This window comes from Polaromonas sp. P1_F6 (assembly GCF_056405695.1).
Window position 1 is genome coordinate 33,493 of record NZ_JBFUBQ010000004.1, and the last position, 24,331, is coordinate 57,823.

General features: G+C 62.7%; 20 protein-coding genes and 1 riboswitch. Of the genes, 5 read left to right on the forward strand and 15 right to left on the reverse strand.

Going from position 1 to position 24,331, the window contains the following annotated elements; translation table 11 throughout:
* Position 1: 1 nt before the first annotated feature.
* Positions 2 to 658, reverse strand: coding sequence for a GbsR/MarR family transcriptional regulator (locus AC1DY9_RS13490; RefSeq protein WP_477651344.1), 657 nt, complete (start codon positions 656 to 658; stop codon positions 2 to 4).
* Positions 659 to 1,181: 523 nt separating this feature from the next.
* Here AC1DY9_RS13490 and AC1DY9_RS13495 point away from each other — a divergent pair.
* Positions 1,182 to 1,652, forward strand: coding sequence for a cupin domain-containing protein (locus AC1DY9_RS13495; RefSeq protein WP_457282890.1), 471 nt, complete (start codon positions 1,182 to 1,184; stop codon positions 1,650 to 1,652).
* A gap of 27 nt (positions 1,653 to 1,679) precedes the next feature.
* Here the strand turns inward: AC1DY9_RS13495 and AC1DY9_RS13500 are convergent, their stop codons facing one another.
* The 4 genes from AC1DY9_RS13500 to ahcY all read right to left on the reverse strand — a co-directional run bounded on the left by AC1DY9_RS13500 (position 1,680) and on the right by ahcY (position 5,785).
* Positions 1,680 to 2,303 (reverse strand): septal ring lytic transglycosylase RlpA family protein, encoded by a 624-nt coding sequence (locus AC1DY9_RS13500; RefSeq protein WP_477666789.1) that lies wholly within the window; start codon positions 2,301 to 2,303, stop codon positions 1,680 to 1,682.
* Positions 2,304 to 2,314: 11 nt separating this feature from the next.
* Positions 2,315 to 3,151 (reverse strand): methylenetetrahydrofolate reductase [NAD(P)H], encoded by an 837-nt coding sequence (gene metF / locus AC1DY9_RS13505; protein WP_457282888.1) that lies wholly within the window; start codon positions 3,149 to 3,151, stop codon positions 2,315 to 2,317.
* An 8-nt stretch (positions 3,152 to 3,159) separates the two neighbouring features.
* On the reverse strand, positions 3,160 to 4,194 hold the full coding sequence (locus AC1DY9_RS13510; protein ID WP_477666790.1) for a TlyA family RNA methyltransferase: 1,035 nt from the start codon (positions 4,192 to 4,194) through the stop codon (positions 3,160 to 3,162).
* Between the two features lie 160 nt (positions 4,195 to 4,354).
* The gene (gene ahcY / locus AC1DY9_RS13515; RefSeq protein WP_457282886.1) at positions 4,355 to 5,785 is read right to left on the reverse strand and encodes an adenosylhomocysteinase; all 1,431 of its coding nucleotides are present in this window, start codon (positions 5,783 to 5,785) and stop codon (positions 4,355 to 4,357) included.
* A gap of 103 nt (positions 5,786 to 5,888) precedes the next feature.
* Positions 5,889 to 5,961: riboswitch (S-adenosyl-L-homocysteine riboswitch) on the reverse strand.
* A 451-nt stretch (positions 5,962 to 6,412) separates the two neighbouring features.
* Between ahcY and AC1DY9_RS13520 the strand changes: the two genes are divergently transcribed.
* Positions 6,413 to 6,844 (forward strand): DUF3592 domain-containing protein, encoded by a 432-nt coding sequence (locus tag AC1DY9_RS13520; protein WP_457306586.1) that lies wholly within the window; start codon positions 6,413 to 6,415, stop codon positions 6,842 to 6,844.
* Positions 6,841 to 7,662 (forward strand): HAD-IIB family hydrolase, encoded by an 822-nt coding sequence (locus AC1DY9_RS13525; RefSeq protein WP_477666791.1) that lies wholly within the window; start codon positions 6,841 to 6,843, stop codon positions 7,660 to 7,662. Before AC1DY9_RS13520 ends, AC1DY9_RS13525 begins: the two co-directional genes overlap by 4 nt.
* 115 nt (positions 7,663 to 7,777) lie before the next feature.
* Here AC1DY9_RS13525 and AC1DY9_RS13530 read toward each other — a convergent pair whose 3' ends face one another.
* Positions 7,778 to 9,025 carry an MFS transporter gene (locus AC1DY9_RS13530; protein ID WP_477666792.1) on the reverse strand — a complete coding sequence of 416 codons (1,248 nt, stop codon included), beginning with the start codon at positions 9,023 to 9,025 and terminating at the stop codon, positions 7,778 to 7,780.
* A 106-nt stretch (positions 9,026 to 9,131) separates the two neighbouring features.
* Here AC1DY9_RS13530 and AC1DY9_RS13535 point away from each other — a divergent pair, with 106 nt between their 5' ends.
* A complete protein-coding gene (locus AC1DY9_RS13535; protein WP_477666793.1) occupies positions 9,132 to 9,707 on the forward strand; it encodes a TetR/AcrR family transcriptional regulator in 576 nt (191 codons plus the stop codon).
* 113 nt (positions 9,708 to 9,820) lie between these two features.
* Here AC1DY9_RS13535 and AC1DY9_RS13540 read toward each other — a convergent pair whose 3' ends face one another.
* Together AC1DY9_RS13540 and uvrA are read right to left on the reverse strand one after the other, a co-directional pair.
* Entirely contained in the window at positions 9,821 to 10,792 is a 972-nt protein-coding gene (locus tag AC1DY9_RS13540) for a Bug family tripartite tricarboxylate transporter substrate binding protein (protein ID WP_457282881.1), read from the reverse strand.
* A 311-nt stretch (positions 10,793 to 11,103) separates the two neighbouring features.
* A complete protein-coding gene (gene uvrA / locus AC1DY9_RS13545) occupies positions 11,104 to 16,974 on the reverse strand; it encodes an excinuclease ABC subunit UvrA (RefSeq protein WP_477666794.1) in 5,871 nt (1,956 codons plus the stop codon).
* Between the two features lie 200 nt (positions 16,975 to 17,174).
* Here uvrA and AC1DY9_RS13550 point away from each other — a divergent pair, with 200 nt between their 5' ends.
* Positions 17,175 to 18,287, forward strand: a complete 1,113-nt coding sequence (locus tag AC1DY9_RS13550) for an ABC transporter substrate-binding protein (RefSeq protein ID WP_457282879.1) — start codon at positions 17,175 to 17,177, stop codon at positions 18,285 to 18,287.
* A gap of 380 nt (positions 18,288 to 18,667) precedes the next feature.
* Here the strand turns inward: AC1DY9_RS13550 and AC1DY9_RS13555 are convergent, their stop codons facing one another.
* The 7 genes from AC1DY9_RS13555 to AC1DY9_RS13585 all read right to left on the reverse strand — a co-directional run bounded on the left by AC1DY9_RS13555 (position 18,668) and on the right by AC1DY9_RS13585 (position 24,311).
* Entirely contained in the window at positions 18,668 to 19,132 is a 465-nt protein-coding gene (locus tag AC1DY9_RS13555; RefSeq protein WP_477666795.1) for a hypothetical protein, read from the reverse strand.
* Positions 19,133 to 19,322: 190 nt separating this feature from the next.
* Positions 19,323 to 19,481 carry a hypothetical protein gene (locus tag AC1DY9_RS13560; RefSeq protein WP_457282874.1) on the reverse strand — a complete coding sequence of 53 codons (159 nt, stop codon included), beginning with the start codon at positions 19,479 to 19,481 and terminating at the stop codon, positions 19,323 to 19,325.
* A gap of 121 nt (positions 19,482 to 19,602) precedes the next feature.
* Complete coding sequence (locus AC1DY9_RS13565) at positions 19,603 to 21,261, reverse strand: MFS transporter (protein WP_457282873.1); 1,659 nt, start codon at positions 21,259 to 21,261, stop codon at positions 19,603 to 19,605.
* A 192-nt stretch (positions 21,262 to 21,453) separates the two neighbouring features.
* Positions 21,454 to 22,104 carry a 2-hydroxychromene-2-carboxylate isomerase gene (locus AC1DY9_RS13570; RefSeq protein WP_477666968.1) on the reverse strand — a complete coding sequence of 217 codons (651 nt, stop codon included), beginning with the start codon at positions 22,102 to 22,104 and terminating at the stop codon, positions 21,454 to 21,456.
* A 47-nt stretch (positions 22,105 to 22,151) separates the two neighbouring features.
* A complete protein-coding gene (locus tag AC1DY9_RS13575; RefSeq protein ID WP_477666796.1) occupies positions 22,152 to 22,889 on the reverse strand; it encodes a YbaK/EbsC family protein in 738 nt (245 codons plus the stop codon).
* A 16-nt stretch (positions 22,890 to 22,905) separates the two neighbouring features.
* A complete protein-coding gene (locus tag AC1DY9_RS13580) occupies positions 22,906 to 23,826 on the reverse strand; it encodes a hydroxymethylglutaryl-CoA lyase (RefSeq protein WP_477666797.1) in 921 nt (306 codons plus the stop codon).
* A gap of 26 nt (positions 23,827 to 23,852) precedes the next feature.
* Complete coding sequence (locus tag AC1DY9_RS13585) at positions 23,853 to 24,311, reverse strand: DUF3592 domain-containing protein (RefSeq protein ID WP_477666798.1); 459 nt, start codon at positions 24,309 to 24,311, stop codon at positions 23,853 to 23,855.
* Positions 24,312 to 24,331 lie beyond the last annotated feature (20 nt).

The following is a 24,331-nucleotide window of genomic DNA, read 5'->3' on the forward strand; positions in this document are numbered from 1 at the left end:
ATCAACTCCTGTTTTCGTCGGGAAGGTTGGCAGCGGGTGCTGCTGGGCCGGGAAGCTCGCCGGAAGGCTTCGCCGCCACTTTGCTGGATGCGGTGCGGCCTGTCAAACCGGCCTTCATGCTGCTGGCGACCTTGTCTTTGACCTCCAGCAGCTTCTGCACCTTGGCGCCCATCTTCATCAGGCTCATCAGCGTGGCCGAGTCCATCTTCTGCACATCGGCCAGCCAGCCTGTCATCAGCTCGATCAAATCGTGCATCTGCTTCATGCGCGCCTGGGCGTGAATGTCGTCCTGGTTGGCCGGGTGTTCCATCAGCGCATCGCGCAGCATGGAAAGCGTCGGGTCAATCTCGCGCTTGCGGCGTTCCTCGGCCAGTGTGCGGAAGATGGCCCAGACGTCTTCCGGCGCACTGAAATACTCGCGCCTGTCGTTCGGCAGGTGCTGCAGCCGCACCAGGTTCCACGACTGCAATTCCTTCAGCCCCATGCTGACGTTGGAGCGCGAAAACGCCAGCGCCTCGCCGATTTCGTCGGCATTCAGGGCCCGCGGCGAGACGTACAGCAAGGCATAAATCTGCCCAACAGTCCGGTTAATGCCCCAACGGCTGCCCATTTCACCGAAATGGAGGACAAATCGCTGGGTTAAGGGGGCAAGGTTCATGGCGCAGGGCCTCTTTGGTTTATTGAATTTTCAGGAATTACTGAAATTCTAATAAATTGAAACGATTTGCGCTGGCGACCGGATTGACCTTGTGTGCAGCCGGGTGAAATCGGGTGTAGCCGTCGAACGCTGACCTGACCCGACACCAGTTTGTGCCGGCAGGTTGCTATCGAATTCGTAGCTGCTTGCGCTTGTATCTATTGGGCTAGAGGCCAATCTCATGCGTGAAAAAGCCCCAAAACAGCGTCAAAAGCGGCTCCGCAAACGTTCATGTGCGAGCTAAAGCTGTTTTTCGCCGGTTTCAAGGCTATTTTCAGCATGAAAACAGCCTTCAGGCCAATCCAGACAAGCGCAATAAGCTATCAAATATATAGCACTCCCAACATACAACCCAAGCTGTGGCAGCGGGATTTGCGCTGAAACGAAACGACCGGTTGCCGGGTCGGGTCACCGCTATTGGCAAGCCCGTCGCAACATGGGCATACTGGCCCGCCCATACACAACACCCCACAAAAAGGATTCCATGCGCCACACCACCACCGTCCTCGGCTTTTCCGTCACCGTTGCCTTTGTGGCCGGGATTGCGCTGTCGCCGCTGGCCCAGCACGCCCTGCCCGATGCGCATGCGCAGGCCGTGCCCCTGGCGCCGGCGATGATTGACCTTGCGGCGCTCAAGCACGGCGACATTCCCGGCACCCCAAACCCTGAAATGAATGCGAAAGGGCTGGTCATCACCGACAACGCCACCATCGGCATTCAGTCCGGCAATGTGGCCAAACACATTCACCCGAAAACCGACGAGATCCAGTACATCATCGAAGGCAGCGGTGCCATGTGGCTGGGCGGCGAGCGCAAGGAGTTCAAGCCGGGCACGCTGATCATCATTCCCAAAGGCACGGCACACGGCGGCACGCTGGTGACCAGCGGGCCCGTCAAGGCGCTGGCCATCAAGATCCCGCCGCAGGCCAGGGACGACGTGACTTTTGTGAACTGAGCGAACGCGCCTCGTCAGCGGGGCGATTTAGCGCGGCGTACGCGGCGCCGCTGGGCGCCGCCTTGCAGGCGGGCGCTTCCGGACCGCAGGCGCGGGTGTCGTCGCGACCTCCGGTGTGGACTCCGGCACCAGCAGCACAACTTCCTTCAGCCCCATGCCCAACATGCCGAGCTCTTCCGCCGCGGCGCGGCTCAGGTCGATGATGCGGTTGCCGCTGTAGGGTCCGCGGTCGGTGATGCGGACGTCCACATCACGGCCGTTGACCAGGCTGTGCACACGCACCATGGTGCCAAAAGGCAGCGTGCGGTGCGCAGCGGTGAACTCCTGCATGTCAAAGCGTTCTCCGCTGGCGGTGCGCCGGCCGTTAAAACGCGGGCCGTACCAGGAAGCCTGGCCGCGCTGGAATTCGCGGGGCACTTCGCCGGCCAGCAGCGACGGCCTGGGTGCAGCGGCAGAAGGCTGCACCTCGTCGGCTATCTCACCGGTCGCGGGTGATGCATCGGTGGCGGGACGTGAAGGACGCGGCGCCGGTGCAGCAGCACCCGGCACGGTGGATGGCTTGTTGGGTGGCGGCGTGGTGCATGCGGCCAGCAAGGCCAGCAGCACCGCAGCACTGAGGGTGACGGCAGACCGGCGTGCACCCTGCTGCATGGCGTGTAGCCTCAGGCGCGCTGCAGTCGCCCGATGATTTCGGTCGTCGCTGCGGCCTGGTTCATCGTGTAGAAATGAATGCCGGGCACGCCTGCGGCGTAGAGCTGCTCGCACAGGCCGGTGATTACGTCCAGGCCGAAGCTCTTGATGGACGCGGTGTCGTCGCCAAAGCCCTGCAGGCGCAGGCGGATCCAGCGCGGAATCTCGGCGCCGCAGGCATCGGAAAAGCGCATGAGTTGCGTAGAGCTGGTGATGGGCATGATGCCGGGCACGATGGGCACGTCCACACCCAGAGCCTGCGCGTCGTCGACAAAACGGTAGTAGGCGTCGGCGTTGAAAAAATACTGTGTGATGGCCGAGTTGGCGCCGGCCTTGACCTTTTGCACAAAGGCCTGCAAGTCGGCATCGGCCGATCTGGCCTGGGGATGGATTTCCGGGTAAGCGGCCACTTCGATGTGGAAAGTGTCGCCGGTTTCAGCGCGGATGAAGGCCACCAGGTCGCTGGCGTAGTGGAACTCACCGCCCGCGCCGTAGCCGCTGGGCAGGTCACCGCGCAGGGCGACCAGGCGTTTCACACCCATGATTTGCAAGGTGGTGAGCTGCTGGCGCACCGTGGCCTTGGTGGCGCCCACGCACGAGAAATGGCAGGCCGCCGCCACGCCTTCGGCCAGGATTTCGTTCACCGTGCCGAAAGTGCCGTCTTGCGTGGAACCACCCGCGCCAAACGTCACCGAGCAAAACTCGGGCTTGTGCGCATAGAGCGCCTGGCGCGCCACACGCAGCTTCTCGGCGCCTTCAGGTGTCTTGGGCGGGAAGAATTCAAAACTGAGGGGAAGATTCAGGCTCATCACGGATCTCACTCGTCGTTATTTGTCGTGTCGGTTTTGCTGTCACGCCGCTTGCCACGCGCAGGGCCAGGCTGGCCGGCATGCGCAAGTTCGGAGTCTTCGTGCGGCGCGCGGGAGGCGCGCATTTCGCTGCGTGGCACGCGCTTGGCAATCTTGCGCTGCGGTGCGGCCGGCAGCGGCTGGTCTTCGCCCGCCACGTCCTGGCCCTTGACAGCCTGGATAAAAAATTCGCGGTTGCCGTCGCCGCCTTCAATCGGCGACGCCAGCCAGGCTTTCACTTCCAGCCCCAGCGATGCGCAGGCATCGCGCAAGCGCTTTTCGACAAACTCGAAATGCGCCGGGTCACGCACAATGCCACCCTTGCCGATCTGGCCGGGCTGCAATTCAAACTGCGGCTTGACCAGCATGAGCAGGTCGCCGCCGGGCTTGAGCAGGCGAACCACGGCGGGCAACACCAGCGTGAGCGAGATGAAGGACAAATCACCCGTCAGGAAGTCGAAGTTGGCTTCTGCGGCCAGGCTCGCTTCGTCCAGGTCGGCGTCATCCCCATCGCCATCGAAGTCATCCGGAAAATCCATGTCGCCGCTGTCGCCTGCATGGCCGGCCACCAGGTCGGCGGCGGTCATGGAACGGGCATTCAGACCCTCGACGCAAACCACACGCGGGTCTTCACGCAGGCTGGCGTGCAGCTGGCCATGGCCCACATCGACGCCCACCACCTGCATGGCGCCGTGCTGCAGCAGGCAGTCGGTAAAGCCGCCGGTGGACTGGCCCACGTCAAGGCAGCGCAAGCCATCCACCTTCAGGCCGGTAGCTTTCAGCGCGCCTTCGAGCTTGAGCCCGCCGCGCGAGATGTACTTGGCTTCGGTGGTGTCCAGCAACTGCAGCTCAGCGCCGGGCGGAATCTCGTCGCCGTTCTTGGCGACCTTCTTCCAGGCAGCGTCGGCTTCAGGACGCCACTGCACCCCCGAAGCGATCAGGCGCTGGGCCTGCGAGCGGGTGGCGGCATGGCCGTGTTCGACGAGGAATAGGTCAGCGCGCATGTAGTGTCTTCCGGTATTCCAGCAACAGCCTTAAGGGCGTAGCGAGCGGCCCGAGAGCAAGGCGCGGGCGCCAGGCAACCGGAATGCACTTGAGGTGCATGAGGATTGCCTGATCGGGACCCGCAACGCCGCTATCGGGTCGCGCAGTAGCCAGGAAAAATCAGTAGCGATAGGTGTTGGCCTTGTACGGGCCGGCTTTAGAGACACCGATGTACGCAGCCTGCTCGTCGCTCAGTTCAGTCAGCACAGCGCCAACCTTCTTCAGGTGCAAACGGGCAACCTTTTCGTCAAGATGCTTGGGCAACACATAAACCTTGCCCACTTCGTACGCATCTTTCTTGGTGAAGAGCTCGATCTGCGCGATGGTCTGGTTCGCAAAGCTCGACGACATCACGAAGCTCGGGTGGCCGGTGCCGCAACCCAGGTTCACGAGGCGGCCCTTGGCCAGCAGGATGATGCGCTTGCCGTCCGGGAAGATCACGTGGTCGACTTGCGGCTTGATCTCTTCCCAGGTGCATTTTTCGAGCGATGCGACGTCGATCTCGTTGTCGAAATGGCCGATGTTGCAGACGATGGCCTGGTCTTTCATCTTCGCCATGTGCTCATAAGTGATGACGTTCTTGTTGCCGGTGGCGGACACAAAAATGTCAGCCTTGTCGGCAGCGTATTCCATGGTCACGACCTTGTAACCTTCCATCGCGGCCTGCAGGGCGTTGATGGGGTCGATCTCGGTCACCCACACCTGGGCGCTCAGTGCGCGCAAGGCTTGTGCGGAGCCCTTGCCCACGTCGCCGTAACCGGCCACGAGTGCGACCTTGCCGGCGACCATCACGTCGGTGGCGCGCTTGATCGCGTCAACCAGGGATTCGCGGCAGCCGTACAGGTTGTCGAACTTGCTCTTGGTGACGGAATCGTTCACGTTGATGGCGCGCAAGGCCAGCGTGCCCTTGGCCGACATTTCATTCAAACGCAACACGCCGGTGGTGGTTTCTTCAGTCACGCCGATGATGTTTTTCAGGCGGCGGCTGTACCAGGTCGGGTCTTGCGCCAGCTTGGCCTTGATCGAATTGAACAGGCAGATTTCTTCTTCGCTGCCGGGCTTGGAAATGAGGCTCGCGTCTTTTTCGGCCTTGGTGCCCAGGTGCATCAGCAGCGTCGCGTCGCCGCCGTCGTCCAGGATCATGTTGGGACCTTCTTCAGGCGTGCCCTTGGCGCCGCTGAATTCGAAGATCTTGTGGGTGTAGTCCCAGTAATCGGCCAGGGTTTCGCCCTTGATGGCGAACACCGGCGTGCCGGCGGCGGCGATCGCGGCGGCGGCGTGGTCTTGTGTCGAGAAAATATTGCACGAAGCCCAGCGCACTTCAGCGCCCAGGGCTTGCAGGGTTTCGATCAGCACGCCGGTCTGGATCGTCATGTGCAGCGAACCGGTGATGCGCGCGCCCTTCAGCGGCTGCGCCTTCGCGAATTCTTCGCGGATGGCCATCAGGCCAGGCATTTCGGTTTGCGCGATGTTCAGTTCCTTGCGGCCCCAGGCGGCAAGCGAAATATCGGCAATGGTGTAGTCGGTGGAAGGTTTCAGGACGGCGCTCATACGGTTCTCCAAATTCAAACGTCAACTGGGCAAAATCGCCACGGGCAAGGCGCTTTCGAAACAGCGGGGGAATTCAGTCATTCACCCGGCTTGAGAGAGCACTTGCGGGTGAGCGTGGTTGCAATGAAGTCCTGAGCCTGGTCCACATGGTGTGGCTTGCAACGCTCCTCAGGAAGCCACGATTATACCGAACTCCCCCGTTCAGGCTCACTTCGTGTAGCCTGCTCCCCCCTCAAGGGGGCGGCGCCTGGGGCCGGCGAAGCCGGACCCTCGGCCCCCGCTGGTGAAATACGCCATCACCGATCGCGCCCAAAGAGCGCTTCAACCCGCATGGGCCGCGGAACCGGCTTTGCCGGGCCGCAGGCTCAGTCCCCTGCAAGGGGAAAAGGGCTACACACAGTGAGCCCGATAGGGGTGTGCCAATTTTTCGGCTTTGCCGGGCCGCAGGCGGGCGGCCCCCTCGAGGGGGCAGGGAGCTACACGCAGTGAGCGACCGTGGGGGCCCACACCATGCGAGAATTTCACCATGCAAGAGTCCGCAGCCCGCCACTTTCGCCCCTCTTCCGTAGGGCATCCAGGTTTCGGGGCGGCCTGATGTACCCCCGTCTGGCGCCCGTCTACTGTGCCTTGTTCCTGATCATGGGTGCGGGAATGAGCGCCAGCTTCGCATCAAAGGCATACCGGGCCTTGCAAACCCTCGATTGGGAAACAGGCAGCGCGCAAATACTTTCGTCCAGCGTGAAGGCCACGTCCGACAAGCGAGCCAGTTGCTATGAGCAGCTTGCCACCTATAGCTACAAGGTGCAGGGCCGAACCTTCACCGGCCAACGTGTGCGCGCGGCGGACAGCTGCCTTTCGAAGGAAGAGTCCGAGCTATTCGAGGCTGCGTTCAAGAAAGGCGACACGGTGGCCGTGCGCTACGATCCCGAAAATGCCTCCGAAGCGGTGCTCGAGCCCGGGGAACTGTGGTTCAACGATTGGATCCAGGGGATCGCGGGCTTGTTGATCACAGGCATTGCCGTTCTGATGGGCATCGAGATACTGAGAAAGCAACGATGAAGGACCTCACATCCTGGGCGCTCACCGAGCGCGCACAGATCACCGGCGTCTTCACCGACATCGACGACACACTGACCACCGAGGGAGCGATCACCGCCGATGCGCTGGAGGCTTTGGGTGCGTTGAATGCCGCCGGGCTCAAGGTGGTAGCCATCACCGGGCGGCCCGTAGGCTGGAGTGAGCCCTTCGCGGCAAGCTGGCCGGTCGATGCCATCGTGGCGGAGAACGGTGCGGTGGCGCTGCTGCCGGCGCAGGTTTTAGACAAAAAAGCCCCGCAAGCCGCACCAGCCTTGCGCAATCAGCTATCAAAAATATACCAACAGGATTCCGCGACACGCGCTGCCAACTTCGCCCGCATGCAGGCCGTGCTGGCGCGCATCGAGCGCGAGATGCCGGGCATCACCCGCGCCACCGACTCGCCGGGCCGTGAAACCGACATCGCCATCGATCACAGTGAGTTTGTGCAACTGAGCGACGCGCAAATCGCCGCAGTGGTGGCAATGATGAAAAGCGAGGGCATGCACGCCACCGTCAGCAGCATCCACATCAACGGCTGGTATGGCAGCCACAACAAGCTCGAAGGCGCGCGCTGGATAGTCCGGCAGCTCTGGCAGAGCGACCTGGACGCCGAGATGGACCAATGGGTCTATGTGGGCGATTCGACCAACGACCAATTAATGTTCAAGACCTTTGCCAACAGCGTGGGCGTTGCCAACATCGCGCGCTTTGTGCCGCAGCTGGCGCACCTGCCGCGTTATGTCACGCGGGGTGAGCGCGGCGCGGGCTTCACTGAAGTAGTCCGCGCTTTACTGGATTAACAACCGCAGCTGCCCCGCGTTACCTCAGCGGGTGCCGCGGATCGGGCTTTGCCTGGCCGCAGGCACCGTCCCCTGAAGGGGAGGGGACGCTACACGAAGTGAGCGTCAGCAGGGGTTAGCTATATTGGCGGCGCACCGAGCCCCAGCGCAGCCAGGCGCCGAGGGCCGCTACCGCCAGAACCAGTGCAGCATAACCCTCTACCGTGGCCGGYAATCCCAGCGGTGCGATCAAGCGGCCTGCCAGCATGGCGGGCACGCTGAAGGCCAGGTAGCTGATGGCGTACAGCGCAGAAAACAACTCCGCCCGCTGGTGCGGCTGTGCCATCGGCGCCAGCGTCTGCACCTGCGCGGAGAAAGCCGAGCCGCCGCCGAAACCGGCCAGCGCCGTCCCCGCGAAAAACAGCGCCACGGAACGGGTGGCCAGCGACAGGACCACCAGACCTGCGCCCACGGCGAGCAAGCTCATGCCGATGGCGCTCATGCGCACGGGCGAAAAGCGCCTCAACAAAGTCGGCGAAGCAGCGCCCAGGCCGAAGAAGGCCGCAATGGCCAGGCCGTTAACGATGCCGTCGTGGATGCCAAAGATTTGCTGCAGCACGGAAGGCACCAGCGACAGGTACAGGCCCGCAAGCGACCACACCGCCAGCATTGTCGGCACGCCGCGCACAAATTCGGCGCGCGCCTGCACCGGCACCGAGATGCGCGGCACCAGCGAAGCCAGCGCGCCGGGGCGCGGCGTGACGCTTTCGGGCAAGAACAGCGTGGCCACCGCACCCACCACGCAGATGGCGACCAGCACGCCAAACACCAGCGGCACCGGGTGCAAGGTGAACTTGACGGCGATACCGGTGAGCAACGCGCCCACGGCCAAGCCCGCCAGCGGCGAGACGCTGCCGATCATCGCGCCCAGGCGTTTCTGCGCGGCGGGGGCGGCTTCCACCACCGCCGCCGTCAGCGCGCCGCCGACCATGCCGGTGGCGATGCCCTGCACGATGCGCGCGGCGATGATGCCGCCTATGCCTTCGGCCAGCAAAAAGGTCAGCATCGCGCCGGCCTGCAGCAACAAAGCGGTAAACACCACGGGCCGGCGGCCTATGTGGTCAGACAGCGAACCGGCCACCAGCAGCGAGGCCAGGAGCGCAATCGCGTAAATCGCAAACGCCACTGTCAGCAGCGCGGGGGAAAAGCCCCACTGCTGCTGGAAGACGACAAACAGCGGCGACGGCGCACTGCCCGCCACGAAGAACGCGAACAACAGGATCGCCAGCAGGGGGAAGGCGGCTGCGGGCGGCAGTTGCCAGCGGGCCGCCGTCGAGCGGGATGGCTGCAATGAGGGATTGGCGGGAGCAACAGGGGTAGCCATGGGGAACGCTCAACTTTCTTAAAGCTAATTTATTCGCGTTTGCAAATTCTATACCCGTTCAAAAATTAACGCAAATATCGTTGCTTTTAGGCTAGAATTCGCCCTGATGAGCACCCTCCAAACGCCCCAGAACAAACGCCCCGGCGGACGCAGCGCCCAGGTGCAAATCGTGGTGCGCAAGGCGCTGGAAGAATTGATTGCCCAGGAGGGCCGCGATAAAGTCACTGTGCCGGCCGTGGCCGAGCGCGCCGGCGTGAGCGCCTCCAGCATTTACCGGCGCTGGGGCGACGTGAACGGCCTGCTCGGCGAAACCGCCCAGCAGCGGCTGGACCCGAACCGCCCCTTGCCTGAGACGGGCGACCTGAAAGCCGAACTCACGGCCTGGGCCAAAGAACTGATCAACCACCTCAACAAGCCGGGCAATGCCTCGCTGCTGAAGGCCGCGGCCGCGCTGGCGGGATCAGAAGAAACCAACTGCCTGAAAAACCGCCGCAACGAAGCCACAGTTCTGGTCAAACGCGCCCAGGCCCGCGGCGACGCCACGCCCACCGTGCAGCAGGTGCTGGACCACATGATGGCCCCCATCATTTACCGTTTGATTTTTGGCGCTGGCGTCGCGCCCGCGCTGGCGGAACAGTTAGCCGACGAATTGTTTGTCTTGGCAAACCCGGTCAGCAAATAGACCCGAAAAAGCCGGGGAGGCCGCGGAACCGGCTTCGCCGGGCCGCAAGCCTCGTCCCCTGCAAGGGGAAAAGGGATTACACGAAGTGAATCCCGATAGGGGTGTGCCTACTTTTAGTTGGGCTTGGCGAGGCCTAACTTATCGATCAGCACCTTCTCCCGCCCAACGGTGTCTTGCGCAAACTTGGTGTAGTCGGCCGAGCTCAGGTAGTTGGGCAGCATGTCGTAGCGGCCCAGCGCCGCGACGTAGCTGGGTTCTTCCATTGCTTTCTTGAAGGCGTCGTGCAGGCGCTTGACCACTTCGGGCGGCGTGCCTTTGGGCGCGCCTATCCCGAAGGGCGAGTTCTGCACGATGTCATAGCCCAGCTCTTTCAGGGTGGGTGCGTTCGGGAATTTGTCGAGCCGCTTCTCGCCCCAGGTATTGAGCACGCGCAGCTTGCCCGCCTCGACCTGCGGCGCAAAACCGGTGCTGTCGGCGCCTGCCATCAGCTGGCCGCTGACCAGCGCCAGCATCAGGTCGGCGCTGCCTTTGTAGGGCACGTGCTGCAATGTGATGCCCGCTTTTTGCGCGATGAGTTCGGTCGTCAGGTGCGGGCTGGTGAGTGTGCCCGTCGAGCCGTAGGTCAGCTTGCCGGGGTTGGCCTTCGCATAGGCGACAAAGTCGGCCCAGGTCTTGAAAGGGCTGTCGGCCGGCACCACGATGCCGAAGGCGTAGCCGGTCACGTTGATCACGTAGCTGATGTCCTTGACCGGGTCCCAGTTGATCTTGGTGGTGTAGCCAAGGCGGAACACGCCCAGCGGAATCTGCGCCAGCGTGTAGCCGTCGGCCTGCGCGCTTTGCAGTTGCTGGGCCGGCAGGGTGCCGCCCGCGCCGGGCTTGTTCTCAACGATCACCGTCTGGCCCAGAATCTTCGAGGCATTGTCGGCAAGCGAACGCATGGTGATGTCGGTGGGCCCGCCCGCCGGGAAGGCGATGATCAGCTTGATCGGTTTGACCGGGAAATTTTGCGCATGGGCCGCACCCCACGCGCCGGCGAGTGAAATGGCCAGGGCGGCGGTGATCTGCAGTAAAGGGCGGCGTTGCATCGGTGTATCTCCTGATCCTGAAAGTATGGCGGCTTGAGCCCATATCATGCGTGCAGCAAGCCGCCATCGCATCAGGGCAACACCTGAAAGCTTGTCACGTCGGCGTCAGCACTTTCTTCGGCGTTTTGGGTGTTTTAAGCGTTTCAACCATACAGGACCAGCGCAAGCAGCTATTAATTCAATAGCAAAGCCTGCCGCAGCGTTGACTCCATCTCTGCCAGCAGGGGCCGCGGAACTGGCTTAGCCAGGCCGCAGGCGCCGCCCCCTCGAGGGGGGAAGGTGCTACGCGAAGCGAGCATCCGACGGGGGTGCTATCTGTTCAATACGCTTCCCAAGGCTTTCCCGGTATGCGTGCCGAGCTTGACGACAGCCTCGGGCGGAGCCGAAGCCACCACGCGTCCACCCGCATTGCCGCCGTCCGGCCCCAGGTCAATCACCCAGTCGGCTTCGGCGATCACATCCAGGTCGTGTTCGATCACCACCACGCTGTGGCCGCCGTTGACCAGGCGGTGCAGCACGTGGATCAGCTTTTCCACATCGGCCATGTGCAGGCCCACCGTGGGCTCGTCCAGCACGTAGAGCGTGTGCGGCGCCTTCTGGCCGCGGCGCGTGATGTCGTCGCGCACCTTGCTCAGCTCGGTCACCAGCTTGATGCGCTGCGCCTCGCCGCCCGAGAGCGTCGGCGACGGCTGGCCCAGCGTGAGGTAACCCAGGCCCACGTCTTTGAGTAGTTGCAGCGGATGGCTGATGTTGGGCATGGAAGAGAAGAAATCCACCGCCTCGTCCACTTCCATCTTCAGCACGTCGCCGATGTTTTTGCCGCGCCAGGTCACGGCCTGCGTTTCAGGGTTAAAGCGCGCGCCGTGGCAGGTTTCGCACAACACCTTCACGTCGGGCAGAAAGCTCATGCCGATGGTGCGCACGCCCGCGCCTTCGCAGGTGGGGCAGCGGCCTTCGCCGGTGTTGAACGAAAAGCGCCCGGCGCTGTAGCCGCGCGCGCGGGCTTCCAGCGTGTCGGCAAAGAGCTTGCGTATGGTGTCCCAGAAGCCGATGTAGGTGGCCGGGCAGGAACGCGGCGTTTTGCCAATCGGCGTCTGGTCGACTTCCAGCACGCGGTCTACCGCCGCATAACCTTCGATGCGTTCGCAGCCGGTCCAGTCGGGCGTCTTGCCCTTGTCGTCGGCGTCGCGCCCGGATTTGGTCGAGCGCTGCATGACACCCGCGTGCACATTGGTCAGCAGCACATCGCGCGCCAGCGTTGATTTGCCGGAGCCCGACACACCCGTCACCGCCACCAGCCGGTACAGCGGCACGGTGACTGACACGTCCTTGAGGTTGTGCAGATCGGCATTGACCACGGTGAGCCAGGAGGTGAAAGGCCCCGCGGCCGCCGGCGCCGCGTTGTGCAGCGCGCTGGCGCTGGCTGCAGCGGCCTTGAGCGCCGCGGCCTTGAGCGTGGCCGCCTTTTGCTTGCTCACCGGCTTGGCATTCACATCAACGGCTGCTTCTTTCACCGCGGCCGCAGGCGCCGCACCCTTGCGGGTTTCGCGCCGCAACTGCAGCGGATGAATCAAGGGGTTCGCCAGGTAGCGGCCCGTCAGCGATTCCGGCACGGCAGACAGCTGTGCCGCCGTGCCCTGCGCCACCAGCGTGCCGCCGCGCTTGCCTGCACCGGGGCCGATGTCGATGATGTTGTCGGCGCGGCGAATGGTGTCTTCGTCATGCTCGACGACCACCAGGGTATTGCCGCGGTCGCTGAGCTTGCCCAGCGCGCTCAGCAAAATCTGGTTGTCGCGCGGGTGCAGGCCGATAGTCGGCTCGTCCAGCACATAACAAACGCCTTGCAGGTTGGAGCCGAGTTGCGCCGCCAGGCGTATGCGTTGCGCCTCGCCGCCCGAGAGCGTGGGCGCGCCGCGGTCCAGCGTGAGGTAGCCCAGGCCCACGTCCTCGAGGAATTCGAGGCGGCTCTTGATCTCGGGAATCAGGTCGCGCGCGATACCGGCCTCACGGCCCAGCAGCGCGAGTTTTTCGACCCACCCCCGCACGTCAGTCACCGACAGCGCTGCGATGTCGGCAATGCCGACACCCGCGAACTTCACCGCGCGGGCCTTGGCATTGAGGCGCGTGCCTTCGCAGGACGGGCAGGCGGTGCCGGCCACGTCTTCCACCTCGGGCTCGGCAAAACTTTGCTCACGGCCCTTGTTGTCGTCGTCCATCACCGAGTCATCAAACACCTTGCGCTGCTCTTTGGTGAGCTTCACGCCCGTGCCCACGCAGTCGGGGCACCAGCCGTGCTTGCTGTTGTAGCTGAAGAGGCGCGGGTCCAGTTCGGCATACGAGGTGGCGCAAATCGGGCAGGCGCGCTTGGTGGAAAAGGCGATCAGCTTGCCGATGTTTTTGGCGCTGGCGCCGGCCATCATCGCACCGCGCAGGCCATCAAGCGGGGCCAGCACATGGACCACGCCCTTGCCATGTTCCAGCGCGGTCGCCAGCGCGGCACGCAAGGCCGCTTCGTTGTCGGGCGAGACATGAATGTCGGCAATCGGCAATTCGACCGTATGTTCCTTGAATCGGTCAATGCGCGGAAAGCCGGTGGTCGGCAAAAATTCGCCGTCGATGCGCAAATGCGTGTAGCCGCGCGGGCGCGCCCAGTCGGCCAGCTCGGTGTAGACGCCCTTGCGCGCAATCACCAGCGGGGCCAGCAGGCCTATGTGCTGGCCGCGGTAGGTTTTGATCAACTGCGCGGCAATGCTTTCGGGGCTTTGCGGCATCACGGCCGCGCCGTCTTTGGTGCAGTGCTGGATGCCCAGCTTCACGTAGAGCAGGCGCAGGAAATGCCAGACTTCGGTCGTCGTTCCCACGGTGGACTTGCGGCCGCCGCGAGAGAGGCGCTGCTCAATCGCCACGGTGGGCGGAATGCCATAGACCGCATCCACCTCGGGCCGGCCCGCCGGCTGCACGATGCTGCGCGCATAGGCGTTCAGCGATTCGAGGTAGCGCCGCTGCCCTTCGTTGAACAGGATGTCAAAGGCCAGCGTGGACTTGCCCGAGCCCGACACGCCAGTCACCACGTTGAACTTGCCGCGCGGAATGTCGACCGACAGGCTCTTGAGGTTGTTTTCTTTGGCGTTGACGATCTGGATCAGGTTGGAGAAGGCCGGGCGCGTGGCCCAAACCTTGGGTCGCGACTCTTCGACGCCGTGCACCTTGCCCATGGCCTGCTCGTACTCGCGCAATGCCAGTGCGGTGTGCGATGTCGGGTGTTGGCGCACTTCTTCGGGCGTGCCCTGGGCCACCAGCAGGCCGCCGGCCTCGCCGCCTTCAGGTCCGAGGTCGATCAGCCAGTCGGCCGAGCGGATCACGTCAAGGTTGTGCTCAATGACGATCAGGGAGTGGCCGGCTTCGAGCAGCTTGCGCAGCGCGCGCATCAGCTTGGCGATGTCGTCAAAGTGCAGGCCAGTGGTCGGCTCGTCAAACAAAAACAGCGTGCCACGGCCCGGTTGCCTGAGCGCCAGCGCCTGCTTGCTGGCGCTGGTGGTTTTGCTGGCATTGGCGAGGAAACCCGCGAGCTTGAGGCGCTGCGCCTCGCCACCCGAAAGCGTAGGCACGGGCTGGCCCAGCTTCACGTATTCCAGGCCCACGTCCACGATGGGCTGCAGCGCGCGCACCACTTCGCGGTCTTGCGCAAAGAGGGCAACCGCCTCGCTCACCGTGAGGTCCAGTACGTCGGACACATTGAGCAGGCGCGGCTTCACGTCGCCTATCGCCTTGCGTTCAATCGTCACTTCGAGGATCTCGGCGCGGTAACGCTTGCCGTCGCAGTCCGGGCAGCGCAGGTAAACGTCGCTCAAAAACTGCATCTCGACGTGCTCGAAACCCGAGCCGCCGCAGGTCGGGCAACGCCCGTCGCCGTTGTTGAAGCTGAACTTGGTGGCGGTGTAGCTGCGTTGTTTGGCCAGCGGTGCCAGCGCGAACAGGTCACGCACGGCGTCCCACGCCCCCACATAGCTGGCGGGGTTGGAGCGTGCTGTCTTGCCGATGGGCGACTGGTCGACAAACACCACATCGGTCAGGTGGTCTGCGCCCATGAGGCGGTCGTGCAGGCCTGGCGTTTCGGTCGCCTTGCCGAACTGGCGCAGCAGCGCGGGCGCGAGGATGTCCTGCATCAGCGTGGACTTGCCCGAGCCGCTGACGCCGGTAACGCACACCAGACGCTGCAGAGGAAAGTCGACGGTCAGGTTCTTCAGGTTGTGGTCGCGCGCGCCTTCGAGGATGAGGCGCGGGGTGTTGTCGGTCACCGCGCGCTTGAAGCCCATACCCACCTGCTTGCGCGAGCCGAGGTAGACGCCGGTCAGCGTGTCGGCGTGTTTGATGTCGTCGGGCGTGCCGTCAAACACGATCTGGCCGCCCTTCTCGCCCGGGCCCGGGCCCATGTCGATCAGGCGGTCGGCCGCCAGCATGACGGCGGGGTCATGCTCGACCACCACCAGCGTGTTGCCGGCATCGCGCAGGCGGTGCATGGCCTGGGTGATGCGGTTCATGTCGCGGGGGTGCAGGCCGATGGAGGGCTCATCCAGCACAAACAGCGTGTTGACCAGCGAGGTGCCGAGTGCGGTCGTGAGGTTGATACGCTGCACCTCGCCGCCCGAGAGCGTGCGGCTTTGCCGGTCGAGCGTGAGGTAGCCGATGCCGACATCACACAGGTATTTGACGCGCGTCTGGATTTCTTCGAACAGCGACTTGAGCGCCTGCAACTCGGCATCGTCGCCCATCACGTCGAGTGACAGGCCGCTGAAGAACTGTCGCAGCCTGTCGATCGGCAGGCGCATCAGGTCGTGCAGCGCCAGGCCCGGCAGGGCTTCGAGCTGCTCGCGGCTCCACTGCACACCCACCGGCATGAAGCGCTGGCTGGGCGGCAGCACCGCATCTGCGGCTTCTTTGGAACCGAGGCGCCAGAGCAAAGACTCGAGCTTGAGGCGTGCACCGCCGCAGGTCTCGCATTGCGTGTAGCTGCGGTATTTGGACAGCAGCACACGAATATGCATCTTGTAGGCCTTGCTTTCGAGGTATTCGAAGAAGCGCTTGATGCCGTACCACTGCTTGTTCCAGTTGCCGTCCTTGTAGCCCGGCGTGCCGTTGATGACCCAGCCCTGCTGCTCTGGCGTGAGCTTGTACCAGGGCGTGTCGCGCGGAACGCCGGCCGCTTCGGCGTGGCGCAGCAGGTCGTCCTGCGCTTCTTTCCAGGCCGGGGTCTGGATGGTCTTGATCGCGCCGGCGCGCAGGGTGAGTTTGTCGTTGGGAATCACCAGGCCGTAGTCAACGCCGATGACACGGCCAAAGCCGCGGCAGGTTTCGCACGCGCCCATGGCCGAGTTGAAGGAGAACAGCGAAGGCGTGGGGTTGGTGTAGCGCAAGTCGCTGTCGGGGCAATGCAGGCCGGTGGAGAAACGCCACATGACATCGGGCTGACCGTCCTCAGCGTGCTGCACATAGATATTGAGCCTGCCGCCGCGTTTAAGCGCGGTCTCGATGGCTTCCATGACCCGGGCTTTTTCCACTGCGTGCGTGCGAAAGCGGTCTGCCACCACATCCAGCAACTTGTGCGGACCGGCGGGCGTGGCGACGTCGCGCTGGGCATGAACGCGTGTAAAGCCGCTGACAGAGAGCCACTGCTCGACCTGTTCGGCACTGGTGTTGCCGGGCAGTTCGACCGGGAAGGTCAGCACGACGCGTGGGTCGCCCTCTTTGGTGCGTGCCATCAGTTCGGCGTAAATCGATTCGGGTGTGTCGTGGCGCACGTTCTGCGCAGTCTGCTTGTCGAAGAGCTGCGCGGCGCGCGCGTAGAGCAGCTTCAGGTGGTCGTTGAGCTCCGTCATGGTGCCCACGGTGGAGCGCGAGCTGCGCACCGGGTTGGTCTGGTCGATGGCGATGGCGGGCGGCACGCCTTCCACCTTGTCGACGGCCGGCTTGTCCATGCGATCCAGGAACTGCCGCGCATAGGCAGAGAAGGTTTCCACATAACGGCGCTGGCCTTCGGCAAACAAGGTATCGAACACCAGGGAAGATTTGCCCGAGCCGCTGGGGCCGGTGACGACCGTCATTTCACCGGTGCGAATATCCAGATCGAGGTTTTTGAGGTTGTGCTGGCGCGCGCCGCGAATGCGGATGATTCCCTGGGACATGAGTGCAGTCTTTCCTGAAGAGGTCAAACATTCTAGACAGGGCAACCGGCTGTGCAGGGCGTAGGGATTAATGTCCTTTTTGCACACTTTTTGCTACGCCAATTAGGGCGGCTTCTGGTTTTCCTGATCGCATTTTTTGCGCTTTCATGCTTCACTTATGGATACATCATTTCACCCCGGATGGAAACACTGTGAACAACATGACAAAACTCAGCAGATGGTGCGCCGCCATCGCGATGGTGGCCGTGGCCCAGGCCAGCCATGCGCAACTCCTTGTCGGGCAAACCGCGGGGTTCACCGGTGCCGTGGGCGCCGGCGTCAAGGAAACCACGGAAGGCGCCAAGCTCTACATCGACGCCGTCAATGCCAAGGGCGGTGTGGGCGGGCAAAAGATTGAGCTGGTGTCACTCGACGACAAGTTCGATCCCAAGCTGGCAGTCGAAAACGCACGCAAGCTGATTGAAGAACAAAACGTGCTGGCCATGTTCCTGACGCGCGGCACACCCCATACCGAAGCCATCATCCCGCTGCTCGACAAGAACGGCGTGCCGCTGGTTGGCCCCTCCACCGGCGCCATGGTGCTGCACCAGCCCGTCAAAAAACATGTGTTCAACGTACGCGCCACCTACCAGCGTGAAGCCGAGAAGGCGGTCACCCACCTGCATTCCATGGGCATCACGCGTATCGGCATCGTGTATGCCGACGACAGCTTCGGCGCTGACGGCGTGACGGGTGCGCAAAAAGGGCTGACGACTGCCAAGCTGCAGCCCGCTGTACTGGAAAAATTCGACCGCTCCAAACCCGACTTCGGACCCATCGCACCCAAGGTTTACCAGTCCAATGCGCAGGCCGTCATCATGGTGGCCTCAGGGCAGGCTGTGGTCGACGGCATCAAGGCCTTCCGCGCGGGTGGCTCTACGGCGCAAATCGTGACGCTTTCGAACAATGCCTCGGGCGGCTTTGTGAAAAGCCTGGGCGACAACGCCCGCGGCGTGATCGTCACGCAGGTGTTTCCGTATGAGCGCTCCATCGCCTTTCCCATGGTGAAGGAGGCACAAGAGCTGGCCAAGGCCAAGGGGCAAGCCGACGTGAGCCCCGCGATGCTGGAAGGTTTTGCCGCCGCAAAGGTGTTGGTGGAGGGTTTGCGCCGGGCAGGCGCCAAACCCACGCGCGAGAAACTCCAGGCCGCGCTGGAAGGCATGCGCAAGCTGGATATCGGCGGGCTTGAGGTGAGCTACAGCCCCGAAGACCATACCGGGCTGGACTTTGCCGATCTGTCCATCATCGGCACCGATGGAAAATTCAAGAGATAAATAGCACCCCCCCTGCCGACGCTCACTTCGTGTAGCGTCACCTCCCCCCAGGGGGACAGGCGCCTTGCGCCCGGCATAGCCGGATCGCGGCCCCTGCTTGGAAAGAGAATCCCCCCTGCCGACGCTCACTTCGTGTAGCGTCACCTCCCCCCAGGGGGACAGGCGCCTTGCGCCCGGCATAGCCGGATCGCGGCCCCTGCTTGCGAATTCGCAGACCCGCGGCCAAGCCATGCAGGTTTGAAGATACCCCCTGCCGACGCTCACTTCGTGTAGCGTCACCTCCCCCTGTGGGGGGACGGGCGCCTTGCGCCCGGCATAGCCGGATCGCGGCCCCTGCTTGCGAATTCGCACACCTGCGGCGCCAAGCCGTACGGGTTTGCTCAGCCGTACAGAGCCTGCTCAAGTTCCTTGAACTTCTCGGGGCCTACAGCGTCCTTGATCTTGGGTGCCAGTTCCTTGAGCTTGTCGATATCGCCTGCGGCTTCCACCGCCAGGTTCAACCTGAAACCCCGAAGGCCCAAGGCGGCCGTCAACCGTGTGGCGATGGGATAGGCCCTTGAATAATGCTCTTGTGCATTCAGGGTGGGACTGCCGTCGGCGTTGTGCGCCGACACCTCAGGGGCTGGCTCGGCAGGCGGCTGCACTGCCAGCGGCGCCAGCAGGCCCAGCGAAATCAGGTGGTTGATGTCTTCTGCGGTTACGCCGAATCCTGAGGTGGCCTTGACCACATCGGCCATGCTGCGTTTGCCGTCAAACATGATAAAGGCAGAGCGCTGCCGGGGGGTCAATGCGACGGTTCGGTTCTGTACGGCGGTCTGGCCGGCTTCCGTCTTGGTGTAAATCATCGGCTGGTCTCCAGTAAATGCGCGAGGGCGCCACCATGCGGTGCTTGATATTCAGAGACGCTGTAATGGCTTGTTTTGTCTCTGTTAATTCAATTTACCTCATTTTTACCTGCGCCGCACCTATTTCGGGCATGTCGCGGCACTGTCCTGCCTGCGAATGCGCCACGCGCTGCCAGCCTGATCCCTTCACTCAACCGCCCGCATCAACCCCAAAAGCAGCCGCAACAACAGGTACATCCAGCCGCGAAGCACCATGTTTTTCACCACTCAGATCAATATCGCCGCCCTTGTTCAACAGAAATAATGCCAGCCCGGCAATCACGATAAAACCCACAACAATTTTCCACATCTTTCTTTCTCCCAAAAAAAAGCCCCCGGCAAATGGATGACGAGGGCCCGTAAAAAACACAAGGCTTTTCAGCCTGAAAAGGCCGGTGCGGGCTCCTGGCCCGCACCGGCGCAAATACCCATCAGTCGTTGGCGTAAATATCCACGTCCTTGGTTTCCTTGATGAACAAGGTGCCAACCACCAGCGTCATGGCGGCGACGATGATCGGGTACCAGAGGCCGTTGTACATATTGCCGGTCTGCGCCACGATGGCAAAAGCCGTGGTGGGAAGCAAGCCACCGAACCAGCCGTTACCGATGTGGTACGGCAGGCTCATGGAGGTGTAGCGGATGCGCGTCGGGAACAGCTCCACCAGCATGGCGGCGATCGGGCCGTACACCATGGTGACCAGCAGCACCAGATAGAACAGGATGACCGTGACCATGACCTTGTCGACCTTGGCTGGATCAGCCTTGCTCGGGTAGCCGGCAGCCTTCAGGTCGTCCGCGACCGCTTTCTTGAACTCGGCGTCCTTCTTCTTGGCGTCGTCGGCGCTCAGGCCCTTGGCGTTGTAGCTGGGGATGGCGGTTTCGCCGATCTTGATGGTGGCCACGGTGCCGGCGGGTGCTGCGACGTTGTCATAGCTCACCGAAGCGCCTGCCAGCACCTGCTTGGCGATGTCGCAAGAGCTGGTGAACTTGACGGTGCCGGTCGGGTTGAACTGGAACGAGCACTCTTTCGGATCGGCGGTCACAACCACCTTGTTCTTGGCTTGTGCCGCGGCCAGGTCAGGGTTGGCGGCTTTGGTCAGCGCAGTGAACACGGGGAAGTAGGTGACCACAGCCAGCAGGCAGCCGGCCATGATGATGGGCTTGCGGCCGATCTTGTCGGACAGCGTTCCGAAGATCACGAAGAAAGGCGTACCCAGGATCAGCGAATAAGCCACCAGGATGTTGGCCGTGGGGCCGTCGACCTTGAGCGCCTGCGTCAGGAAGAACAGCGCGTAGAACTGGCCGGAGTACCACACCACAGCCTGGCCGGCGGTCAGGCCGATCAGCGCCAGGATCACGATCTTCAGGTTTTTCCACTGGCCGAAAGACTCGGACAAGGGTGCCTTGGAGGTCTTGCCCTCAGCCTTCATTTTCTGGAAGGCAGGAGATTCGTTCATCGACAACCGGATGTAGACCGACACGGCCAGCAGCAGGATGGAGACGATGAACGGAATGCGCCAGCCCCAGTCGGCGAATGCGACTTCGCCCATGGCGGTACGCACACCCAGGATGACCAGCAGACTCAGGAACAGGCCCAGCGTGGCTGTGGTCTGGATCCAGGAGGTATAGGCACCGCGCTTGCCCTGTGGCGAGTGCTCGGCCACATAGACAGCTGCACCGCCGTATTCACCGCCGAGCGCCAGGCCTTGCAGCATGCGCAGGGCAATCAGGATCACCGGAGCGGCGACACCGATGGATGCGTAGTTGGGCAAGAGGCCGACGATGAAGGTCGACAAGCCCATGATCACGATGGTGACCAGGAAGGTGTACTTGCGGCCGATCATGTCGCCCAGGCGGCCGAACACCAGCGCGCCGAAGGGGCGCACGATGAAGCCGGCTGCAAAAGCGAGCAGCGCAAAGATGAAGGCAGAGCCTGCATCCAGTCCGCTGAAGAACTGCTTGGCAATGATGGCTGCCAATGAACCGTAGAGATAGAAGTCGTACCACTCAAATACGGTGCCGAGCGAGGAGGCGAAAATCACCTTCTTCTGCTCGGCTGTCATCGGCCTGTTGTCGACGGCTGTTGCCATGATGTTGTCTCCAAAATAATGAGACTTCCGGTATGGAAGCTACCTTCATTATTTTGGTTGTGCCTGACCTAGCTCTGACGTGAAACTAACAGGAGCTTTCACGAAACTTATGCTTGGCTGACAAGTCAAGGGGAAACCCTTGAAGAACTTTTCAGCATGCGAAGCACCTCAGGGAAAACGCTTAAAACCTTCTTAGGCCCCGCGTTTGATGCCCGTCGCAACCTTACACACGGCATTCCAGCCATCACCATCAAACCAGGGGCTGCCGAGCAGGTACTCGCGCAGCATCGGCAACGCATCCAGGCCCCAGAAAATTTTGCCGTCCACCTCAAACGCCGGCACGCCAAAAACGCCCTTGGCAATCGCCGCTTCCGTATTGCTTTTAAGCTGCGCCTTCACGCCATCGTCCTGCACATCGCGTACCGGCGCAAGCTGCTTGAGCAGCGCTTCGTAACGGGCCGCATCGCCGGCTTCACCGCCTTCGCCCCAGACATGACGAAAGATGGTTTCGCACGCATAGCGGTTGGGCGTGCCACCATGCCCCTCGGGGCCGCAGGCCACAGCCAGGCGCAGCAAGGGCAATGGGTTGAAGGGGTGGCTGACCGGCATCTTCATCGCGATACCCAGGCTGTGCGCCAGCCACAACACCTGCCGGTAGGTCCAGTCGCGTTTGGGGGCGATCTCCGCAGGGCCCAGCTGGCCATAGTGCTTGAGCATGCCCGCGAACAGCACCGGCGTGTACGCCACGCTGTAGCTCACACCCTTCAGCGCTTCTGGAAGGCGCTCAAAAGCCAAAAAGGCATAGGGCGAAATGACGTCGAAGTAGCATGTGATGTGCTTGATCGCGGGTGCATCACCGGCTGCCGGCTTCATCGTTGTGTTCTCGCCGGTCATGGCTGCATCGCAGCCATGCGCTGCCCTATGGATGTCCAGATATGGCGCTTTGCGGTGTCGTCGGCCCCACTCCACTGCGCAATTTCATCGCGCGTGCGAAAGCAGCCTTCGCACAGGCCCGAAGTCGAATTCATGCGGCACACGGAAATGCAGGGCGACGGAACGTCCGGCTCATCGTCGAGTGTGGCCGCGCGCAGGGACACCAGTTCGATCGCGTGCTTCCTCGCCAGTTTGTCTTCGTCCACATTCACCGCAAAGTCCGCCACCGGTGCGCCCGTCAGCAGCTCAAGCTCCTGCGGCGACAGCTGGAACACCGCATGCGGATGGCCCGCGGCCGCCCACACGGTTTCAAAGCGGAACAGCGAGCGGTCAATCAGCGTCACGGAGGGCGTGGCATGCGCCAGCGGCGACACACCGCCTATGGAGAACCCCGTGCGCGCCTTCACAAACTCCGCATCGGCCCGTGCCAGGCGCTTGCCATCGATACACACCATGGCCTCGACCTTTTTTTCATCGACCCGCTGGTCGCCGGACGTCACCACCAGCACGGCGGCATCGTCGGACTTGCGGCGAAAAATAATGCTCTTGGCAATCTGGCCCACCTGCACACCCAATGCATCGGCCGCCTGCTGCGCGGTGCGCGCGGCATCGTCGAGCATGACGGGTGCATGCAGGTGGCCGCTGTCCAGCAGCACTGCGGCAACCCGCTGCACGCCTTCCGGTAACGATTTCAATTCAGCGCCACACATGTCAATTCATTCGTTTGTTAAGAAGCGCGGTTGCCGCGCGGGAGTTCGGCTTGCGCCCCAGAAAATCGCTGATGAATTTTCCCGCATCAATGAGCTTGTCCAGGTCAATGCCCGTCTCAATGCCCATGCCATGCAGCATGTATACGACATCTTCGGTCGCCACATTGCCCGTCGCGCCCTTGGCAAACGGGCAGCCGCCCAGGCCGGCCGATGAGGTGTCGTATTGCCATACGCCCATCTGCAATGCCATCAGCGTATTGCCCAGTGCCTGGCCGTAGGTATCGTGAAAATGCCCGGAGACATCGTTGATGTCGAAATGTTTGAGCGTCGCCTCCATGGCACGCTGCACCTTGAGCGGCGTGCCCACGCCAATCGTGTCGGCCACACCCACATGCTGCACGCCTATGCCCTTCATCAGGCCGGCGAGCATGTCCACACGTTCAGGCGCAATGTCGCCTTCATAGGGGCAGCCCACGGTGCAGGACATCGCGCCTCGCACATAGATTCCTTTTTCACGCGCGGCCTCGACCACGGGGCGAAAGCGCTCAATGCTTTCGGTGATCGAGCAGTTGATGTTCTTCTGGCTGAAAGCCTCGCTGGCCGCGCCGAACACCACGATCTCGTCGGGCCACAGTTCGCGCGGCGTCGCAATCGCGGCTTCAAAGCCTTTCATGTTGGGCGTCAGCACCGAATAGCGCACACCGGGCTTGCGTTTGATGCCCGCCATCACCTCGGCGTTATCGGCCATCTGCGGCACCCACTTGGGCGACACATAACTGGTCACCTCAATCTCGGTCAGGCCCGCATCCTGCAGGCGGTGCACCAGCTCGATCTTTACGGCGGCAGGCACCTGGGCTTTTTCATTTTGCAAGCCGTCGCGCGGGCCGACATCGACAATTTTGACTTTGGAGGGCAAGGACATGGTTTTTCCGTATTCGATTTCAAGTATCAGGCGGCCGCAGGTGCCGCACCGCGCGGGCGCAACCACAAAAGCAGCCAACCGGCCAGCACACCCAGCGCACTGAACACCAAAAGAACCCCACCGATAAAGCCCTGCACCAGCACCGACCCCACGATCTGGGCCTGCACCGGATCTGCCACCGGATAACGCACCTTCACGGCCTCACCCACTTTATGGACGGCGCCGCCCTGGCGCACCAGCGGATCAGCCACACGCAGGGTACGGCCATCGTGCGCGGAAAATTCGACAATGCTTTTCTGGCCCGTGCTGAGCTTCAGGCGGGAAGCTTCATGTCCCACCACCCGCCCGGCTACCGTGCGGGTGTCGCTGCCAAGGCCCAGGCTTGAGGCCAGCAGCCAGGCCGCTGCCAGGGCTGTCAGCCCGCTAGGCACCAGCAACAACCAGCCCAAAACACTGAGCAGGCGGTGAGATGTGGACGATGGCATCAATGAAACTCCGGGGCCTG

Coding starts and splice junctions, on each gene's coding strand:
- AC1DY9_RS13580 (WP_477666797.1), bottom strand. CDS start 23,826: ATGTCCTTGCCCTCCAAAGTCAAAATTGTCGATGTCGGCCCGCGCGAC.
- uvrA (WP_477666794.1), bottom strand. CDS start 16,974: ATGTCCCAGGGAATCATCCGCATTCGCGGCGCGCGCCAGCACAACCTC.
- metF (WP_457282888.1), bottom strand. CDS start 3,151: ATGAGCCTGAATCTTCCCCTCAGTTTTGAATTCTTCCCGCCCAAGACA.
- AC1DY9_RS13510 (WP_477666790.1), bottom strand. CDS start 4,194: ATGCGCGCTGACCTATTCCTCGTCGAACACGGCCATGCCGCCACCCGC.
- AC1DY9_RS13555 (WP_477666795.1), bottom strand. CDS start 19,132: ATGATTTACACCAAGACGGAAGCCGGCCAGACCGCCGTACAGAACCGA.
- AC1DY9_RS13535 (WP_477666793.1), top strand. CDS start 9,132: ATGAGCACCCTCCAAACGCCCCAGAACAAACGCCCCGGCGGACGCAGC.
- ahcY (WP_457282886.1), bottom strand. CDS start 5,785: ATGAGCGCCGTCCTGAAACCTTCCACCGACTACACCATTGCCGATATT.
- AC1DY9_RS13540 (WP_457282881.1), bottom strand. CDS start 10,792: ATGCAACGCCGCCCTTTACTGCAGATCACCGCCGCCCTGGCCATTTCA.
- AC1DY9_RS13560 (WP_457282874.1), bottom strand. CDS start 19,481: ATGTGGAAAATTGTTGTGGGTTTTATCGTGATTGCCGGGCTGGCATTA.
- AC1DY9_RS13500 (WP_477666789.1), bottom strand. CDS start 2,303: ATGCAGCAGGGTGCACGCCGGTCTGCCGTCACCCTCAGTGCTGCGGTG.
- AC1DY9_RS13490 (WP_477651344.1), bottom strand. CDS start 658: ATGAACCTTGCCCCCTTAACCCAGCGATTTGTCCTCCATTTCGGTGAA.
- AC1DY9_RS13565 (WP_457282873.1), bottom strand. CDS start 21,261: ATGGCAACAGCCGTCGACAACAGGCCGATGACAGCCGAGCAGAAGAAG.
- AC1DY9_RS13495 (WP_457282890.1), top strand. CDS start 1,182: ATGCGCCACACCACCACCGTCCTCGGCTTTTCCGTCACCGTTGCCTTT.
- AC1DY9_RS13585 (WP_477666798.1), bottom strand. CDS start 24,311: ATGCCATCGTCCACATCTCACCGCCTGCTCAGTGTTTTGGGCTGGTTG.
- AC1DY9_RS13550 (WP_457282879.1), top strand. CDS start 17,175: ATGACAAAACTCAGCAGATGGTGCGCCGCCATCGCGATGGTGGCCGTG.
- AC1DY9_RS13525 (WP_477666791.1), top strand. CDS start 6,841: ATGAAGGACCTCACATCCTGGGCGCTCACCGAGCGCGCACAGATCACC.